The sequence below is a fragment of the Kitasatospora humi genome (genome assembly GCF_020907985.1).
Classification (GTDB): Bacteria; Actinomycetota; Actinomycetes; order Streptomycetales; family Streptomycetaceae; genus Kitasatospora; species Kitasatospora humi.
Map to the genome: position 1 here is coordinate 49,179 of NZ_JAJJPA010000026.1, position 18,754 is coordinate 67,932.

At 70.4% G+C, this 18,754-nt stretch carries 14 protein-coding genes; 12 read left to right on the plus strand and 2 right to left on the minus strand.

Annotation, left to right across the window (positions count from 1 at the left end; genetic code table 11):
• Positions 1-111: 111 nt before the first annotated feature.
• The gene (locus tag LN042_RS23175; RefSeq protein WP_230053244.1) at positions 112-1,332 is read left to right on the plus strand and encodes a helix-turn-helix transcriptional regulator; all 1,221 of its coding nucleotides are present in this window, start codon (positions 112-114) and stop codon (positions 1,330-1,332) included.
• Complete coding sequence (locus LN042_RS23180; protein WP_230053245.1) at positions 1,329-1,862, plus strand: flavoprotein; 534 nt, start codon at positions 1,329-1,331, stop codon at positions 1,860-1,862. The genes LN042_RS23175 and LN042_RS23180 overlap by 4 nt, the downstream gene beginning before the upstream one ends.
• Before the next feature lie 138 nt (positions 1,863-2,000).
• Here LN042_RS23180 and LN042_RS23185 read toward each other — a convergent pair whose 3' ends face one another.
• A complete protein-coding gene (locus LN042_RS23185) occupies positions 2,001-3,731 on the minus strand; it encodes a helix-turn-helix domain-containing protein (RefSeq protein ID WP_230053246.1) in 1,731 nt (576 codons plus the stop codon).
• Complete coding sequence (locus LN042_RS23190; protein ID WP_230053247.1) at positions 3,728-4,426, minus strand: hypothetical protein; 699 nt, start codon at positions 4,424-4,426, stop codon at positions 3,728-3,730. Before LN042_RS23190 ends, LN042_RS23185 begins: the two co-directional genes overlap by 4 nt.
• Positions 4,427-5,049: 623 nt before the next feature.
• Here LN042_RS23190 and LN042_RS23195 point away from each other — a divergent pair.
• The 10 genes from LN042_RS23195 (at position 5,050) to LN042_RS23240 (ending at position 18,754) form a co-directional block, all read left to right on the plus strand.
• A complete protein-coding gene (locus tag LN042_RS23195) occupies positions 5,050-5,316 on the plus strand; it encodes a hypothetical protein (protein ID WP_230053248.1) in 267 nt (88 codons plus the stop codon).
• A 230-nt stretch (positions 5,317-5,546) separates the two neighbouring features.
• Positions 5,547-6,452 (plus strand): conjugal transfer protein, encoded by a 906-nt coding sequence (locus LN042_RS23200; RefSeq protein ID WP_230053249.1) that lies wholly within the window; start codon positions 5,547-5,549, stop codon positions 6,450-6,452.
• On the plus strand, positions 6,452-6,784 hold the full coding sequence (locus tag LN042_RS23205) for a hypothetical protein (RefSeq protein WP_230053250.1): 333 nt from the start codon (positions 6,452-6,454) through the stop codon (positions 6,782-6,784). Before LN042_RS23200 ends, LN042_RS23205 begins: the two co-directional genes overlap by 1 nt.
• A 59-nt stretch (positions 6,785-6,843) precedes the next feature.
• Positions 6,844-7,428: a hypothetical protein gene (locus LN042_RS23210; protein WP_230053251.1), complete on the plus strand. Its 585-nt coding sequence runs from the start codon at positions 6,844-6,846 to the stop codon at positions 7,426-7,428.
• Positions 7,425-10,025 carry an ATP-binding protein gene (locus tag LN042_RS23215; RefSeq protein ID WP_230053252.1) on the plus strand — a complete coding sequence of 867 codons (2,601 nt, stop codon included), beginning with the start codon at positions 7,425-7,427 and terminating at the stop codon, positions 10,023-10,025. The genes LN042_RS23210 and LN042_RS23215 overlap by 4 nt, the downstream gene beginning before the upstream one ends.
• The gene (locus LN042_RS23220; RefSeq protein ID WP_230053253.1) at positions 10,022-12,934 is read left to right on the plus strand and encodes a hypothetical protein; all 2,913 of its coding nucleotides are present in this window, start codon (positions 10,022-10,024) and stop codon (positions 12,932-12,934) included. Before LN042_RS23215 ends, LN042_RS23220 begins: the two co-directional genes overlap by 4 nt.
• Positions 12,931-14,079: a C40 family peptidase gene (locus LN042_RS23225; protein WP_230053254.1), complete on the plus strand. Its 1,149-nt coding sequence runs from the start codon at positions 12,931-12,933 to the stop codon at positions 14,077-14,079. The genes LN042_RS23220 and LN042_RS23225 overlap by 4 nt, the downstream gene beginning before the upstream one ends.
• A 281-nt stretch (positions 14,080-14,360) precedes the next feature.
• Positions 14,361-14,750 (plus strand): hypothetical protein, encoded by a 390-nt coding sequence (locus LN042_RS23230; protein WP_230053255.1) that lies wholly within the window; start codon positions 14,361-14,363, stop codon positions 14,748-14,750.
• Positions 14,747-17,575, plus strand: a complete 2,829-nt coding sequence (locus tag LN042_RS23235; RefSeq protein WP_230053256.1) for a type IV secretory system conjugative DNA transfer family protein — start codon at positions 14,747-14,749, stop codon at positions 17,573-17,575. Before LN042_RS23230 ends, LN042_RS23235 begins: the two co-directional genes overlap by 4 nt.
• Before the next feature lie 558 nt (positions 17,576-18,133).
• A complete protein-coding gene (locus LN042_RS23240) occupies positions 18,134-18,754 on the plus strand; it encodes a hypothetical protein (RefSeq protein ID WP_230053257.1) in 621 nt (206 codons plus the stop codon).

An 18,754-nucleotide genomic window follows, 5' to 3' on the forward strand; every position in this document is an offset into this window, starting at 1 on the left:
TTCATTCTTCGGGCTCCGAAGTCGGGGAAAACACCTACCCGAGCACCGTAGGACGACTACAACGGGGCCAGGACACGCAAAGTGCGTGCCTTGTGACGGAAGGTCGATTCCATGGACGCCGGCGGGATCGGGCGCAGGATCGCCTACTGGCGTGTGCGCCGGGGTCACACCCAGGAGCAGCTGGGCCGGCTGGTCGGCATGAGCCAGCGCGGCGTGCAAGACATCGAGAGGGGTGAGCGGCAGAACGACCCGCGCGTCTCCCTGGTGGAGAAGTTCGCCGCAGCGCTCCAGGTCCGGGTCGAGGACCTGCTCAGCAACAATCCCCTGACGTCTGCGGCGCAGTGTCTGGACTCCACCGAGATCTCCGCCATCCGGGCAGCCCTGCTGTCGCCCGACGTTCTGCTACCAGGACTGGTGGTGGACACGTTCCGGCCTGACGTGGATCGGCTTCGGCGCAACGTCGCCTACGGCTGGACCGCCTTTCAGTACGCCCGCTTCGCCTCACTGGGACGGGTGCTGCCTCCCCTGATCTCCGAAGCTGCGGCGACATCAGCGACTGCAGAGCCCGGCGCGAGACAAGCAGCGTTCTCGTTGCAGTCGCTGGCCTACCAGTTGGTGGTGGCGGTCGCGGTGAAGTACGGGGATCCGGTGCTCGCCGCGATGGCTGCCGACCGGGCGATGACCACGGCCGACCGCTCCGATGACCCGGTGGCGATGGCCGGTGCCGCCCGTCACCTGGTAGACGCGATGACCCATCAAGACCGCGCTGCCATCGGCGTTCAGCTGGCCGGCGCCATGGCCGAGCGGCTGGAGGTCGATTTGGTCGAGCGCGGGCCCCAGGGCGTGACCATGCTCGGCATGCTGCACCTGAAAGGGGCGGTGGGCGCAGCGACGCTCGGATCGTCCACCATGGTCACCGACCTGCTCGATGCCGCGGGCGAGAGCGCCGAACGCCTGGGTGGGGACGACAACGTGCTGTGGACCGCGTTCGGGCCGACCAACTGCGCTTTCCACTCCGTCGCCTGCCTGGTGGCGTTGGGGGAGGGGTCGAAGGCAGTCGCTGTGGCGAGGTCCATCGCGCCGCACCGCTGGCAGGCGCTTCCCCGAGAGCGCCGCGCCCTGTTTCTGGTTGACCTCTCCCGGGCGCGGATGCAGAGCGGCCAGCCTGCCCAGGCGCTGGAGACCCTGCTGGACGCTGAGCGCGAGGCACCAGAAGAGGTGCGGTGCCGGCCTCGCACCCACCAGTTGGTGCGGGATCTGCGGATGCTGGTGGCTGGTTCCGACGAGGGGCGCTTGCGCGCGCTCGCCACGCGCTGTGGACTGCCCGCATGACTCAACTCCCCGTGCTCTACCTGGTCGCCTGCGCGGCACCGCCTGCCCTGCGGATTCGATCCGGCATCCAGGCAGGCCAGGATGCCGGCTGGGATGTCTGCCTGGTCCTGACCCCCTCCTCCCGGCGCTGGCTGGCGGACGACATCCACGACCTGGAGAAACTGACCGGCCACCCAGTGCGCAGCGAGTACAAGATGCCGCAGGACGAGGACCTCCTGCCATCCGCTGACGCGATGCTGGTTGCGCCGGCTACCAGCAACACGATCAACAAGTGGGCCAACGGGATCAGCGACACCTTGGCGCTCGGGCTGATCACCGAGGCGATCGGTCTGAGGTTGCCGCTGACGGCGCTGCCGTACTGCAACAACGCCCAGGCCGCGCACCCGGCATTCGACCGCAGTGTGGAAGCCCTGCGGAGCTACGGGGTCACGGTGATGCTCGGGGACGGCGGCTTCACCCCTCACCCTCCGCGCCAGGGGGACCTGGACGCCTACCCGTGGGCCAAGGCTGTGGGAACCCTGACCACCTGAGCCCGCGTCAGGCCCGCGACGTTCGGATCGAGCGTTCGATGTGAGGTCTCATCAGCCCTGACAGCAGAGGGTGCCCGGCACGCGTCGTGCCGGGCACCTCGTGGTTCTTGGTCCTCCCCCGCTGCCTTGCGCTGCGTCTCACCGGCCGGCGAGGGCGGTCTGCAGCGACTCCAGGCAGTCCGGGCACATGAGCAGCGCCGGCGGTGTGCCGCGGCCGGGACGGCCGCAAATCCCTGTACCAAAGCCATCGGGCCCCGGTGCCTGGCACCGCCAGGTCACCGGATCTGCGGCGCGGCCTGGACCGGGCTGCTCGGTGGTGACCTGCTCGGCGGGTTCGCCGGCCGCGTGGTCCAGGGCGCAGGTCTCGGCCTCCAGGCGCTGGCGGGCGTGCTCGGCCTTGCGCTCCACCTCCCGCTGTCCGCAGGCCCGGCACTCCTCACCGGTGCCGAGGACGGTTCCCCGCTCGCAGTCGGGCCGCTCACAGTCCTGCCGGCTCAGGATGGTCGCGAGGTAGCCGACTGGCCCCCGGACTTCCCCACTGGCGATCTTCTCCGGCACTCCCGCCCGCCACCAGCCCTCGTTGATCCGGGCCAGCGCGTGCTCTGGGGTCCGGCCGGCGCCAAGAAGGTCGCGCACCGCCCGGCGCAGCGGCGGAACCCGCAGAGCCGGGTGCTTGCTGACCTGGAGAGCATCGATCACGGCGAACACCTCCTCCTCACCCGGCACCGGACGGGAGGTCGAGGTGCGGATGGTCTTGATGCGCGGCTTCTTCCTCGTGGTCGCGGCGCAGCCGCCATCCGGCTTGCCCTTCGTGGCGCCGGCCGCACGCGGCTGGCGCGCCTTACCCGCTGTAGATGCCCTACGGGCGTCCGGGAGGAGCTCGCGTCCACGGTTTTGACTACTTCTCTTAATGGGGTCCGGCTCATGTCGCCACCCCGGTCCGGCTGGTGTCGCCACCCCCGTCCGCGTAGTGTCACTACCCCCGCTACCCCCGCTACCCCCGTCCGGCTGGTGTCGCCACCCTGCGGCCAGCGCGGTCATCTCCAGGTCGTCGCGGGCCGCCGCCCGCCGGCGCCAGAGCCGGGCGTCCAGCAGCAGGTAGGAGGAGGCGGCGCGGCCGCCGCCGTCGGCCTCGGGGTGGTAGTTGTCGCGGGTGAGCAGCAGGCCATCGGCGCGCATCTGGTGCAGGACCTCGCAGACGACGCTGCGGCTGAGCCCCGTACAGGCCATCAGTTCCCGCAGGGTCGGCGGTCGGTCGGAGGTCGCGCGGTTGTTGATGTTCACGAAGGAGGCGATCGCGGCGTAGACGGCCTTGTAGTTGGGGGACCGCTCGCCGACGCGGGCCAGGCGGGCGTCCAGCTTCACGTAATCGATGCCGGGGTCGCGCTGAACGCGCGGCAGCGGCCGACCATCCGGCCCGGTCGGTACCGGGGACGAGGCGCCAGCCGAGCGTTCCAGGAGCTGGCGGGCCCAGCGCTCGCGATCGACCAGGCGGTACACGTTCGCGTCGGCGACGGCCGGGTTGCCGGGGGTGCTCTGCGCGGTGATGACCAGGAACTGGCGCGCCACCAGGTCGCCGGTGGCGCGGTCCAGGGTCCTGGTGGTGCGGCCGATGCAGGCGGCCAGCGTCTTGCGGTAGGGCAGCAGGGCGTGGCGGACTTCGTCCGACCAGTCGGCTACGGCTTCAGGGGTGAGGGTGATGTGCTGCTCGATGTTGGCAAAGCTCGCCAGCGCCATGTAGGTCGCCTTGGTCGCGGGCGGGCAGGAGCCGTCGCGGGCGAGCCTCACGTCGAACTCGATGTAGTCCAGGCCCGTGCACTCCAGGGAGCCGTCAGGGCCGGTGGTCAGCCGGGTGAGGAAGTCGGTCACCGGCCGGCCCCAGTGCGGTAGACGCTGACCTTGTCGAGGTCGCGGACCACGGTGTAGCCGCTGCCTTTGGGGAAGAGGATGGTCCCGAACGGGTCGCTGCTGCCGTGCGGCTCCAGCGTCGCGCCGGTGCGGTCGAGGTTGTCGAGTTCGGTGCGGACGATCTCGGCCAGGAGCTCCCAGGCCCAGCGGGTGTAGGGGTGCTCATCGCCGAACGTCAGCAGCGAGTCGTCGATCAGGTTGCTGACCCAGATGCGGGCGATGACGGTGCGGCCCTCCGTGAGGACGACCCGGACGGCCTGGTACTCGGCCCGGTACCAACGCGGCGGCACCGGGGGGTAAGCCGGCCGTTGCGGAATCGTGGGAGATGCAGTGACTGTCGCCCTTGGCGCCGGGATGGGACGGTGCCAGACCAGATCCTCGGCGTGGGCCTTGCTGCGCCTGGTCCGAATGGTTCCGCGGATCAGTGGCACCGGCCACAGGAGGACCGCGAGCATCCAGACCGCGGTGGCAAGGACAAGGGCCGACCGGCTCGTGCCGATCTCCCGCCGCCAGCGGCGACCCCAGCCGGCGGTGTGGTCGCTGATCACCGTCGCGTACGTGCCGACAACGAGGTAGCCAGCAGTGCTCAACGCGGTCAGCCGCATGGGAAGGCTCAGTCCGAGGCCGGGGAGCAGGGTCTGCGGAAGGGTCAGCATCGCGGGTGGCTCCTCGGGTTGCGGGGTTGCTTGCCCGAGAGAACCCCGTGGACCTTGACGGACCCCTTGATGCTCGACCCCCTGAAGGATCACAACTTCGTCACGGCGGTGATCAAGGTGCGGGGACTCTTCTTGATGCCGGGCAGGCGGCCGTTGCGCAGGACCGGACGACTGTGCGCACGGGACCGGTCGACTGTGCGCAGCGGGACTGGGGTTGCGCATGCGCAGACGGCTGCGCATCGCCGGGTCTGCGCATGCGCACAGGCGGGCGAGGTTCGTCTGCGCATGCGCAGCGCCGCCGGATGCGCTGCGCAGCGTCGGCCTCGCGTCGGTGCGCACGCGTAAGACGGTGAGAGCCTGCTGTCGAGAAGTCAGGGGGGCGCGGCTGCGCGCCGGTCGGCTCTCGTCCGGCCGACGGGTGCGCAACCGGCGGTCGTCGATCGCCAGGAGCTGGCGGCCGGCTGACGGTCGGAACGAGTACCTCGCGCCGTGCGCCAGCCCGCCGGTTCCCCATCAAGGTCCGGCCGGGGCGGCGTCAAGGTATCTGGACCGGTGCGGGTGGCTCATCAAGGTGTCAGGCGTCGAGCCGGGGCCGCATCAAGGTTCCCATCCGGGCCGGGCGGGTGGTCATCAAGGTGCGGGATGGAGGCAGCCCGGCTTCATCAAGGCTTCCGCCGCAGCCTCATGACGGGCCATCAAGGTTTTCCAGCCCTGGCGGCCGCGAGGCCATCAAGGTACGGGCCGCCCGCATCAAGGTTTCTCGATCGGCCGACAAAGTCGCAGGTCAAAGCATTGATTGGCGGCGTTGCACAGGTGTTATCCCCCGGCGGCTGATCATCAAGGAGTTCATCAAGGTCTGCGGGGTTCTCTCGGCCGACAGCAATCGCTGACGACCCAGGAGTCCCAGTTGAGTCCCTTGTTCTCCCGGCGCGTTCCAGCGCCGGACCCCTCTCTCACCGCCTCGGACGGCGACCTGAGGCGCGCCCAGCGTCGCACCGTCGCCCTCCGGGCCGGCGTCTTGGCGGCGCTGACTGCCAGCCCCCTCGCGCTGATGCTCTCGCTCGCCGCGCTCCGCGGGGCGGCGGCCGCGCCGGTGCCGCCGGCGGCAGCTGCGCCGAGCGTGATCGCCCCGCCGACCGGCTACGCGGAGGAGTTCATCGACCTCTGGTTGCGCAGCTCCCAGGACGGCCCGCAGGTGGATGCGCTGCGCACGATGGCCCCCTCCATCGATCTTCCCCGCCCTGCCTCGGGTGCGCAGGCGACCGTCGAGCGGGTCGTCGCGGTGCGCAGCTCGCCGATGGGCTCGCGCACGTGGCAGGTGACGGTCGCCGCGACGCTGCTCCTGCCGACCAGCTCTGCGCAGAGTGGTTCCAGTGCGCAGAGCTCTGCGCAGAGCGGGATTGCGCAGCCGACCGGCGTTGCGCAAAGCCCGAGCCCTGCGCAGAGCGGCGTTGCGCAGAGCTCGGTCCCGACGGTGCGGTACTTCGCGGTGCCGGTCTCGATGGTCCGCTCTTCCGGCTCGGGTGGGGCGCCGGATGCTCTGGTGATCAGCGCAGCGCCGGCTCAGGTGGCCGCTCCGGCAGCGCTGTCGGGGGACCCGGCCGCCACGGTGTACGGGTCGGTGATCAACGGCGGCCCGCTGCAGCAAACGGTGGCCGGCTACCTGACGGCGTATCTGACCGGGATCGGCGACAGCACCCGCTACCTGTCGCCGGGCGCGCGGGTCCCGGCACCGGCCGCGTCGTACTCCAAGGTCGAGCTTTCCACCCTCGGGGCCAACGGTCCGGTGCCGGCCACACCGGTGGACGGGACGGTCCTCGAGGTCCAGGCGCAGGTCCTGGCGACCGACTCCGCCGGTACGTGGCCGCTGTCCTACCCGCTTCGGCTGCGGGCTCGCGCGGGTCGGTGGGAGGTCGCCGCGCTGGCCCCGGTTCCCTCCTCTCCGTCTTCTTCCTCTTCTTCTTCCGGTTCGGGTGTCTCGCCCTCGCCGGTTCCTTCGATGACGACCACGGCAGGGGTGAACTAATGGATTCGCAGAGCACGGTGGCGCTGGCCGGTGCGGTGCAGAACTGGGGCAACTCCTGGTCCACCACGCTGCTGACCTGGGTGACCAATGGCCTGATGATCGCGCTGGCGGGGATTCTGATCGTCCACGCGATCCGCAAGATGAGCATCAAGTCGGCGATCGGTGGGGCGATCGGCTTGGTCATCTGCTGGTCGATCTTCAGCGGTAGGTACTCGATCGCCAGCATGTTTCAGTCCGAGTACAAGGACCCGGGCAGCAACAACGCCCCGCTCCCCGGCCAGGTCCAGGGCCTGCACGAGCTGCCGCCCGTGGCCTTCCAGGGCCGGCTGTGAGCTCCGCCGCGCGCCCCAGGATCGGCCGTTCGTATACCCGCGCGAGAAGGCATCCGTGGGTGTTGGGCAAATTGGGCGACTGGCGGATCCCGATGGGGCCGTACACGCCGCCGCAGCTCGCGGTCGCCAGCATCGGCGCCTTCGTGCTGATCAAGACGGCGAGCTGGTGGGCACCCGTGGTCGGCCCCGTTCCGGTGGTCGCCTGGGGGATCGGGATCTGGGCCGCGCGGCACTCACGCATCGCTGGCCGCTCACCGGCCGCCGCCCTGGCCGACGCCCTGTCACTGGCCGGCTCCCCCAAGCGCGGCCGGATCCGCGGCCGCGCCGTGCGCAGCATGCGCCCGTCTGTGATGACCGGCGGGTTCGGCATCCAGGAAGCCGACGACGTTCCACCGCCCGCGCCTGACGACGCGATTGCCACCGGCCCGGCTGCGCCGCGGACAACACCCCAGCCGACCCCGGCGCCGCCCGCGAAGCGCCGTCCCGCACCGGCCAGCAGGCCACCTGGACAGCAGGCCCGGCCGGAGGTTCGAGGGCCGGCCCGGCCTGGGCCGGCGATGACGCCCCTTCAGCAGATGCTCGCCGCCGCAGCGGCACGCTCCGACACCGCATCCACGACTTCCTCGGGGGAGGACCGGCCATGAAGGTCGCAATCAGGCACATCCACGGCAACCTGCTGTGGTCCACGTCCGGCGCGGTGTGGGGCGTGTGGCGGATCGAGCCGATCGGCAGCCGCTATGCCTCCGGGCTGGAGCGGCAAGAGGTGCTCTCCCGGGTCACGGCCCTGATCCGCTCGTTGAGCGGGACCGCACGGCTGTACTCGCTGTGCGCCCGGGTGGAGGCCTGGGAGGTCGCCGAGCGGATCTCGGCCGGTGTGGACCTGGAGGCGCACCCCGAGGCAGCGGAGATCGCCGGCATCTCGCGGAAGATGCTGGAGGGCAGCGAGATGCACCGGCGCACCCTGTGGCTGGCCATCCCGCTGCAGGCGCCGGGCCGGGCCGCGCAGTGGGCGCAGGCCCGCGGCTCGATGTGGGCCAGCTTCGAGGCGCAGGCCGGGCTGCCGGCCGCCCCGGTGCCCGAGAGCGAGGTGACCCTATATAGAGGAGTGGCCCGGCAGCTGGAGTCCGGGTTCGGCGGCGGGCTGCAGTTCCGCCCGGCCCGGCCGGCCGAGATTGTGTGGATGCACCAGCACGCAGTGCACCGCGGCCAGGCCGAGCCGCTGCTGGCGGATGCCGAGCTGAGCCGTCAGCGGGGCGGGAAGCTGGTCGGTGCGCAGCTGCGCAGCCCCAGCTACGCGAGTCTGGGGCAGGTCCGGGTGCTGGAGGGTGGAGACGCCGCCGCCCAGGCCGACCAGCGCCAGCAGGGTGAGAGCCTGTGGTCGGCGGTGCGCGGTTGGATGGCGAGCAGGTTCGATGGCACGGCGTTGTCGCGGTTGTGGCTGGAGGTCGAGACCGAGGACGCGATCGGCTACCAGGCGCACCTGGCCTTGGAGGAGATCCCGGAGGCGGTGGTCGAGTCCAGCGCGGACATCCTGGCGCAGCTGGAGCGCCTGGAGTACCCGGTGGACGCGGTGATCGACCTGACGATCGTGGAGTCGTCCAAGGCCCGCCGGCAGATCGCCAAGAAGAAGGCCGAATTGGTCGATCAGGCCGACCAGTGGGCGGCGCACCCGACCGGCACGCCGGACAGCCTGTTCGGGGCGGCTGAGACGCTCGGCGAGCAGGAGGCGCGGCTGGGGCGCAGCAGTGTGGAGCGCGAGGTGCAGTCCCGCACGGTGCTGACCGTGTGGGGGCCGACTGCGCAGGAGTGCGACGAGCGGGCCCGCAACTTCAAGGCGAAGTTGTCCGGCGCGGACTACGGCGTGATTCGCCCGCGTGGCGGCCAGGAGCGGCTGTTCGCCCTCGGGCTGCCCGGCGCCGCTCCGGCGTGGAGGGCCCGGGAGTGCACCCAGTACCAGCTCAGTGAGGACTTCGCGCTCGGCGGGCCGCTGACGAGCGGTGAGATCGGTGACGTCACCGGCAGCATGATCGCGCAGAGCCTGGACGTCGGCACGACCCGGCCGGTGTTGCTCGACCTGGCTGGCGCGCCGTTGCGGGACGCCGCTGCGTCCCTTGCGGTGATCGGCGATCTCGGCAGCGGCAAGAGCGTGCTGCTGAAGCGGCTGACGGCCGACGTCGTGGACCGCGGGCACCGGTCGATCGTCATCGACCGCACCCCCCAGCGCGAGTGGGCGGACTTCGCCCGCACCGCCGCCCCCGGGCGCAGCCAGGTGATCGACGCCGCGCGTGCCGAGGTGTCCATCGATCCGCTGCGGGTGCTCCCGGCGGCGCAGGGCGAGACCGCCGCGCTGTCGTACCTGAACCTCCAGCTGTGCCTGGAGCCGATGTCGCTGCAGGGTGCGGCGGTCAGCCGCGCCGTCAAGGCTGCGGCCGCCGCCCCCCAGCCGCACATGGGCCTGGTGTTGCGCGAGCTGGAGGCCATCTCGCAGGAGAGCGGTCCGCGCGGGGATGCGGCCGCCGAGGTGCTGGACCTGCTGCACACCGTCTCGGACCGGCCGCTGGCGGCGATGCTGTTCGACCCGAGCCTGCCGGCGCTGAACCTCGATCACCTGGCGGGTGACCTGGTGGTGTTCACCACCGCCGGGCTCACGCTTCCGCCGCGCGAGGCGCTGGCCCGGCCGGAGGTGCTGCGCGCCCAGCCGCTGGAGGCCCTGATCGGCCGGGCGGTCCTGTACGTGATCGCCGCGATCAGCCGGCACGTCGCGTTCGCGGACCGCACCCGGTTCTGCTCGGTGGTCATGGACGAGTGCTACTGGCTCACCAGCAGCACCGAGGGTCACGAGCTGGTGAAGGAACTGGTCCACGACGGCCGAAAGCACTGGGCCGGACTGTTCCTGGGCGGCCACGACGCGCTGGACCTCGGGGACGAGACGATCCAGGGCCTGATCACCTACCGGCTGCTGGCGCGCACCGGCGACGAGGCGATGGCCCGCCGCGGCCTGTCGTTCCTGAACCTCTCCTCCGAGGACGAGGTCCTGGTCCAGCTCGTCACCGGCCTCTCGCCGATCGGCAACAAGCAGCGGGTCGGCGAAATGCTGCTGCACGACGGGCGAGGGCGGATCGGCCTGATCCAGGTCATCGTTCCGAGGATCCCGCGCTACGCGAAGATCTTCACCACCCCCGGCAAGGAGACCGGACCCATCGGCCTGGCCAAGGTGCTGGAGACGGCGGGTGCCCGATGAGCGCCGCAACCAACCGCTGGGCAGGCGCCGCCTGCCGGATCGACACCCTGTTCCGCACGGTGCGCGGCCGGGCCCGCTCAGCGGCTTGCTGGCTGGCCGCGTACTGGCCGGGCCGGCGCACCGTCCTGATGACCGCCGGCATGACCCTGCTGTTCCTGCTCGCGGGGGCCGAGCTGGCCTCGGCCGACGACGGCAGCGACAACGAGACCGGCGGCATCCTCGCCCCACTCAATGTGCAGTCCTCCGAGGGTGCGCCGCTGGACGCCTACGACCTCAAGTCTGAGAGCGGGGGCGCGACCGATATCCAGTCGCACGTGTGCAACCTGCTGATCGGCGGCGGGTTCGCACTCGTTCGGCTGCTGGTGGGTCTGATCTGCTGGGTGACGCACTGGGTGTTCAACTTCCCGATCGTCTCCACGCTGATCAGCACCGCCCAGGCCCTGAACACCAGGTTCTTCACCCTCATGGGCAGCGATCTGTCGCTGTACGCGCTCTTCCTGGCTGGCGCGTTCGCCTTCGGCTTGATCCTGGTGATGCGCGGCAAGGTCGGCCGCGGCTTCGGAGAGATCGCGCTCACCTTGGTGATCTGCACCGCCGTCACCATGCCCGCGCTCAGCGCCAGGTCGATGCTGGGCCCGCAGGGCCCGCTCGCGCAGAGCCAGCAGGCCGCGCACGAGGTTGGCCAGATGACCGCCAACGTCAATGGCGTCGATCCTGGCTGCACCTCACCCCAGGACAAGGACGACCCGTCCTGCCCGATGCGGGTCGTATTGACCCGGACGCTCGTGGTCCAGCCCTACCAGCTGCTGCAGTACGGGCAGATCCCAGCGAAGGGCAGCTGGCTCGCCGACGTCCACAATCGCTGGATCCACGGGCAGATCCAGGGCAGCAAGGGCAACTGTGGCGACGTCCTGCCGCTACCCGGCTCGGACTCCTACTGCGGTAACTGCGTCCTATGCAGCCAGGGCGACTCCTCCTGGGACGAGCTGAAGAAGGAACTGGGGTCACACGGCAAGGAGGGGAAAGACATCGAGAACTTCGCCGTCAACAGCGACTGGGACCGGGTCGGTGGGGTGGCCCTGGTACTGCTGGCCGTGCTGATCGTGGCGATCGTCGTTCTCGGGATGGCCTTGATCCACTTGGGCTGTCAGTTCGCAGATGTCATCGCCGCCACGATGACGCCCGTGGCCCTGATCTGGGCCATGCTGCCGGGTGGCAACAGGTCCGCCGTCTGGAAGTGGCTCGGGATCTTTATGACGGGTGCGGTCAGCGAGTTTGCGATCTCCGTGATGCTCCCGCTGTTCGCCTTGGGCGCCGACGGGATCCTCAACTCCAACCAGCAGACTGTCATGATCCAAAGGCTGTTCATTTTGGATGGGTTCGCGCTGGTGGTCCTGGTCTTCCACCGCCGGATCTTCGCCGCCGCCGGCCGGGTGGGCGACCGTTTCGCGGCACGTATGCGCTACGCGAGGGTCGGTGGCTCGGCGATGTCGGGGGAGGAGTCCCGGCTGGGCCTGGCGATGTCTCAGGCCATGGGCACCCTGTCTCCCGGCGGCGGCTTCGGCGGCGCGGGAGCCGGCGGGGGTCTGGGGCTGGGGTTCGGCGGCGGCCTGTTCGGCGGCGGCTCCCTTGCGCACGCCGCGATGCTGCGCAGGGCCCGCATCGCCGACGGCCTCGGAGCGCTGGCCGATCCGGGCCTCGGGTCGATGAGCGCGGGCACGATGGTGGCTGGCACCGCGGGAGAGCTGCGCCGGGGCCTGTCCGCGCTCGCGCTGCCCGGCCGCGCCGCTCACCACCTGCTCGTCGGTAGCCCGCTGTCGCCCGAGCAGCTCGCTAAGCGGATGAAGCCCGAGGGCGGCAAGGGTCCGATGGTCGTGGACGGCAAGACCGGCGAGGTCCTGCACGATCCGAAGGACGACCTGACCCCGTTCGGCCACACCGTGCACAACCGGCTGCTGGGTACCCGGGTCGGGCGCCTGGCGATCCGGGCGGGCCAGGCCGGAAAGCTCGGCTTCGACGCCACCGTAGGCCTGCCCGCCAGCTGGGAGCGCATGCATCGCGCCAAGGACCGGGTGTGGAACCGGATCGACAAGCAGGCCGCGCACTACGGCGGGGTCGCGAAGTCCTGGTGGGGCGACGAGAAGGCGGGCCTCAAGGACTGGGCCGGCGACGTCAAAACGGCTGGGAAGTTCGCCAAGGGCAGCTACAACACCGTCAAGTCCGGCTACAACAACGCCTACTATGCGGCCGCCACGCTGGGCCGCGTGCACGGCCAGGACCTCGCCGGTCCGCTGGTCGCCGCCCACCTGCTGCACGGCGTGGATGTGACCGACACCGAGGCCGCCGTCCCCGAGCGCCCCCGGTACAGCCACTTTGGCGAGCCGTGGGAGCACGCGCGCGAACGGGGCGACGAGTACCCCTTCTATGAGGTCGGTCCGGACACCGCCATCGAGGCGGTGCTGCACGCCGGCCGCGCAGCGGAACCGCGCCCGGACGAGAGCGACGACGCCGAACGCGTGGTGTTCCGCTCGAGCGAGGGCGACACCGGGCCAGCCGACCTGCGCGGGGCCCTGGGGCCAGGCGTCATCGTCTCCCCGTCCACGATCGTGACGGACGAGGGAATGGTGGTGGACCCGTCCACCGGCGAGATCCTCGCGGAGTCCGTCCCGGAGACGTCCGCCGCCATGGCACCTGAGGTGCTGCGCCGGGTAAGCCCGGCGGTGCTACGCGAGCCCAGCGGAACGTCCCTGGAAGCACTACGTATGCGCCGTGAACTCGGTTACGCCCGCTCGAGCGCCGAAGACGCGAGTTCTCTGGACGAGCATGCCCGCAAGTTCGTCGAGAACGGCGGTGTGTGGGTGGACCTGAGCGGGGCCGAGCCGCGCTTCATCGAGCGGGAGGACCTGTGAATCCGCTCAAGGCTCTGCGGAAGCTCGGATGCCTGGGCGTGCTGTTCGCCATCCTGGTGCCCGCTCTCGTGATCGTGAGCGAGGTGGAGCCGGCCGACCCGAGCGCCACTTCACCGGTGGCCTCGGTTGGCGGCATCGCGCCCCGCATGATGACCGCCTACGTCCGGGCCGCCGGGTTGATGTCCACCATGGTGCCCGGCTGCAAGGGCATGACCTGGGAGCTGGTCGCCGGGATAGCGAAGGTGGAGTCGGACAACGCCGCCGGCCACGCCATTGCCGACGACGGCCTCATCACCCCCTCGATCCTCGGGCCGCGGCTGGACGGCAGCGGCGCGGGCGGCAATACCACCCCGATCTTCGACACGGACGGCGGCAAGTGGGACGGCGATACCCAGTACGACCGGGCGGTGGGCCCCACCCAGTTCCTGCCGAGCACCTTCGCCGGCTATGCCGCCCGGGTCCGCCCCGACAACCCGGGCAGCGCCAACCCGAACAACGCAGACGATGAGAGCCTCGCCACCGCGCTCTACCTGTGCGGTAATGGCCGCGACCTGACCGATCAGAACCAGCTGCGTAGCGCCGTTTACTCCTACAACGCGTCCCAGGCCTACGTGGATGAGGTCCTCAATTGGGCGACCCAATACACCCAGCTCGGCGCCGGGGCGGGCACCGCGACGGGAGGGCCGAGCCTGCCAGTGACGGGCCCAGTCTCGGACCGGGTGAAGACGGTCATCAGCGCTGCCGCCTCCCAGGAGGGCGTCGCCTACTCCTGGGGCGGTGGCAGCGAGACCGGCCCCTCCTACGGCATCTGCTGCTCAAGGGGCGGCCAGGACGGTTCCAAGGTCCTCGGGTTCGACTGCAGCGGCCTGATGCTCTACGCGTTCGCACAGGTCGGTGTCCATCTGCCGCGTGTCGCCTCCGAGCAGGCAAGCGTCGGGCAGCGGATCCCCGCATCCGCCGGCGTAGCCGCCCTCCAGCCGGGTGACCTGGTCTTCTTCGGAAATCCGGATGAAGGCGGCATATACCACGTCGGCCTCTACGTCGGGGGAGGCCAAATGATCAACGCGCCCAAGCCGGGTGATCACGTGCGGCAAAACGCCGTATGGGACTACGACTTCGCGGGCGGCGTCCGGGTCATCCAATGAAGGGACCGTCCACCATGTCGAAGAACACCTCACTCATCCCCGCCCTGGGCGCAGCCGCCCTGCTGATAACCGGCCTGGCCCTGCTGGTCCCCAAGTCCCATCCCCATCAGCAGGCTGGCGCACCATCAGCCGGTGCCCCAACGGGCACCCAGGCCCCAACTCCGGCCACCAAGTCTGCCGGGTCGCCGCCGGCCGCACTGCCACCCGGCTCGGCCCCGCCGGGCTCCACTTCCGAATCCGCGAGCGCGACCCCGGCGAGCGCCCCTTCGACGGCCGGGCCCATGCCCTCGGGGATCGCTGCGGTCGGTGACGGGCCAGGAGGCGACGCCGACATCCAGGCCGCCTTCACCCGGTCCCACCCCAGCGACCTTGCACCCGCCGACGCCGCACAACTCGCGCAGCTGGGCAGCGAGGTGTGGCTGGCCGAGACCACCGGCACCGGCCGCACCCGCTGGCCCGCCTACTTCCCCACCGGGCAGGGTGCCTCCAGCTCCTTCTACTACTCCGGCGTCCGCATCCAAGCCGTCGCGACCCACACCGAGGGCGGGTCGGGGAAGGTCCGCGTCGATCTGCTGTGGGTCGGTACCACCCCGGCCGGCGACTACGGCGACCACCGTCCCGCGACCGTCCACCTCGCCCGTACCGACAACACCTGGGAGCCGGTCCGATGACTTCCCCCCCTCAGCAACACGACAAGACCCTGACCAGCGCCGTACACATCGCCCAGGCCGCGGGAGCGTGGCTGTGCGACGCCGCGGGGTGGATCAGCGACAACGGCGGGCTCGTGTTCCTGTGCACCGCGCCCTTCGCCGTCGCGGCCGCCATCGTGCACCGGCGCCTGGAGCAGAAGGCGCTCGCGAACCGCAGGCGATTCGTGCTCACTCCGAGCCGCCGCTTCAATCCGTCGGCCGAGGACATCCTGCGTCAGGCCGCGCTCGTTCTGCGAGCCTCGGAGAAGGCGCCCTGGTGGGCACGGCGGGCCGGGCGGGTGCGGGTCCGGCTGCGCGCGGACGGCAACACGGCGCTGGAGTACTCGCTGGAAGGCCATGCTGACGCGGCCACCTTGCTGGCCCAGTCCCGCTATCACGAGGTCACCGTCGCCCCGGTCGAGCCGGCCGACGACCCGTACGCCGCCCAGGTCGCCCAGGAGCGCGAGCAACGCAAAGCCAGCAAGGGCACGAAGAGCCCGCAGTCGGCCGCGCGACGGATGAAGAAGGGGAAGGACGCCAAGGGAGAGGACAGTGAGGAGGAGAAGCTGCACGTGGTGCGCGCCGAGTTCGTCCTGCACGGCCGCCCGTCGGCCGCGTTGCGCGAGGTGCCGCTGGAGCCGGACCCCCTTCAGCCGCTGCTCGACGCCGTCGCCGACGTCCAGAGCGAGCTCGGCGAGCTGGCGGAGGTCGTCCTGGACCTGCAGCCCGTCCCGCGGTGGCAGCTGCGGCTTCGCCGTTGGCAATTGATGCGCGAAGCGAGGGAGCAGGGGCGTGCTGCGGCTCGCAAGGCTGCCAGCCACGCGGCGGCGGACGCGGCCGAGGCTCAGGACTCCTGGCGCTACCAGCTGGCGACGCTCTTCGAGTCGGGGTCGGCGCGGCGGGGCCCGTTCATGCCGGCACCGAGGCCGCAGCCGGTGGATGGCGCCAAGGTGCTCGGCCGACTCGGCACCTCCCGGGGCCTGGTCCGCATCCAGGTACTGGTGCGGTGCGTGTCCACGAAGGAGGGCCGGGCCGCGCAGAACCTGTCCAAGTTGACGGCCGCGATGGACGTCTTCGGGGAGGGCAGCCGGCTGGGACAGGACGCGGGCCGGTTCTTGTGGCTGACCTGGGGGGCGAACAGCTGGCACCGGCGCGCCAGCTTCGACCAGCGCTGGACGAGCGGCAAGGTGGCGCCGACGAAGCAGAACTGGCTGAACATCATCGAGCTCCAGGGGCTTTTGAAGCCAGCCACGATGCACGCCCGGGTGCCGGTGCTCGCTTCCGAGCTGCCGACCTACAAGAAGGGTGAGGCGCTGGTGCCGGCCGGCTACCTGGAGCGGGCCGACGGCGAGAGCCGGCTGGTGGCAACCAAGGCGAAGGAGACGCTGTTCACGGTCACGGTGGGCCAGGCCGGGTTCGGCAAGACCGAGTTGGCAAAGGTCCGGGCGCTGGCGCTCGCCCTGGCCGGCGAAGGCGTGCTGTTCCTGGACCCGCACGGTGACACCTGGAGGGACGTGGCGCCCTACCTCGCCCATCCCGATCTGGCCAGCCGGGTGGTGCGGATCGACCTCGCCCGAGCCGAGGCACCCGATGCGCGGATGCCCGCCTGGAACATGCTCGGGATGGCCGGGCAGCGCAACGCCGCGCGGGTGACGAGCGCAGCGGTGGACGCCCTGGCCACCGCACTGTCGTGGACGGACGCTGCCGCGCCGCGTGCGATCACGATCCTGACCAAGGCCTGCGAGGCGCTGGTTGCCTACAACCAGGCCGCCGTGGACGCCGAGCGGCCAGACGCGCAGGCGACGCTGCTCCAGGTGCGCACGCTGCTGACGGACAGGCAGGTCCGCGAGGCGGTCGTCGAGTTCCTCCCGGCCGAGCAGCGCCGCTGGTGGGAGACCGTCTTCAACTCCTACCAGACGGACGTGCTGGGCCCGGTCACCAACCCGCTGGAGAGGCTGGCCGCGAACCCGGTCACCAGGGCGTTCCTGGGCAGCCCGGTGGGCGCCTACGACATCCGGCGAGCGATGGACGACGGCAAGATCGTCTGGCTGTGCCTGGAGGGGACCGGACCGAGCGACCGGCTGCTCGCCAGCATGATCACGCAGGACATCCTGCGGGCCGGCCTGTCGCGCCGGGATACCCCAGAGGAGCAGCGGCGGCCGTTCAACTTCTTCGCCGACGAGTTGATCTCGCTGGACACGGCCAGCGGAACGACCTTCGCCGAGATCGTGGAACAGCTGCGGAAGTTCGCGATCCGGATGCATGTCATGGTGCAGCACCTGGACCGGGTCTCGACGCCGACTCAGCGGTCCTTGCTGCAGAACTCCAGCGCGCTCAGCACCACGGCCGGCGCCCTGGCGGCGATCCGGCTGGTGGCCGACGAGTGGCACGGAGCAGTAGACCCGGCGGCCATCGCGGACCTGCGCAAGTATGAGCACTACATGCAGCTCACCGTGGACGGAAGGAAGGTGGGCCCGCTGAAGGTCCGCGGTCCCCAGGTCGAGGTGGTCTTCAAGGACTACCTGTCCAAGGGCCGAGTCGGCGACTTGACGAAGATGGCCGACGACGCCGCCAGCGCCCGATCGGTGGAGCAGTTGCTGGCCACAGCCGTCGGGCAGGAGACGGTGATCCGTGACTACCTGGGCGTCCCTGAGTCGGACTCCGGCGACAAGCCGCCGGTCGATCTGGCGAAGAAGTCCTCGCAGGCGAACGAGGGCGCAGCGGACGAGCAGGGAACGCGAAAGTCGCAGAAGCGGTCGCGGGTGGGTCGGCCGAAGACGAAGCAGCCGACCGCCTGGAACGAATGAGGCGCGGGTGGCCCGGACCTCGGTCCGGGCCACCTCCTGGCGCCCCTGGACACGACGTGTTCCGTTCTGTGCGCTTTTGTCGCTGAATATGCCACCGGCATGGCCATCGTTGACCAAATACGTGTACCCATCTGGCCGAAAGTTTCGTAGTGTGACTGCCTGGCACCTCTGAGGTGCTGACACGTCAGTGTGATCTGGTCCTATCTGCACATTTCCGGACCTAATCACTTTGCTGGTGTCCGGCGGGGGCTGGTAACGGGGGACGATCTTGCCGAGTTAGGCAGTGGGCAGTAGGCCACCGACTGACGTTACGGCAGATCCCAGCCGAGCCGCCAAGTTGTCGGCCTATCACGGGGGACCCGCGTAGCGAGCCCCTGATTTGACGGGTTTCCGTCACATGAGTTCACGCCACACGAACGTGGGTTGGGGCAGAGAATCGTGAGTCAAGGCTTTACCAAGAAGGGCGCTACGACGCCGGCTCCACGCAGTGCACCGGGGGCGCAGGTGTCGCCCCCTGGTGAGCGGATTCCGTCCGCGGTGCGTGAGCGCCGCCCCGGCATGGCGATCCTCGCGGTCTTGCTCGCCGCCGCCGGCGGGCTCGGCTCGCTCGTCATGGCGCAGAAGTCCGGAGAGAAGGTCTCCGCGGTCGAGGTCACTCAGCGCGTCGCCGCCGGGGAGCACATCCCTTCCTCAGCGCTGCGCGAGATCCAGGTGGCCAAGGACACCTCGGTCCCCTTCGTCCGGTGGGAGCAGCGCGGCCAGCTCGCCGCCAAGTACTTCGCGGCGTCCGACATCATGCCGTCCACCCTGCTGACCGGGCCGATGCTCACTGACCAGCCCGGCGTCACTACGAATCAAGCCGTCGTGGGGCTGTCCCTGAAGAGCGGGCAGTATCCTCCCGGCCTCCGCGAAGGGGACAAGGTCCAGGTCGTCGCCGTGGGCAGCAGCGCTATGCCCGCCGGCGCAGGCGGATCGGCCACCGCCTCTCCCGCTCCCGGCGGCACGACCAACGGCAGCCAGTTGGCGAGCGGCAGCGTGCGTCAGGTGTTCAAGAGCGATGGCAGCAACAGCAACCTGTCGCTGTCCGTCTTGGTCCCCGCGGGCACCTCCGGTGCGATCGCGCAGGCGGCTTCGGCGGGCAACGTGGCCCTGGTCCTCCTGCCGTCCAGCAGCAACTAG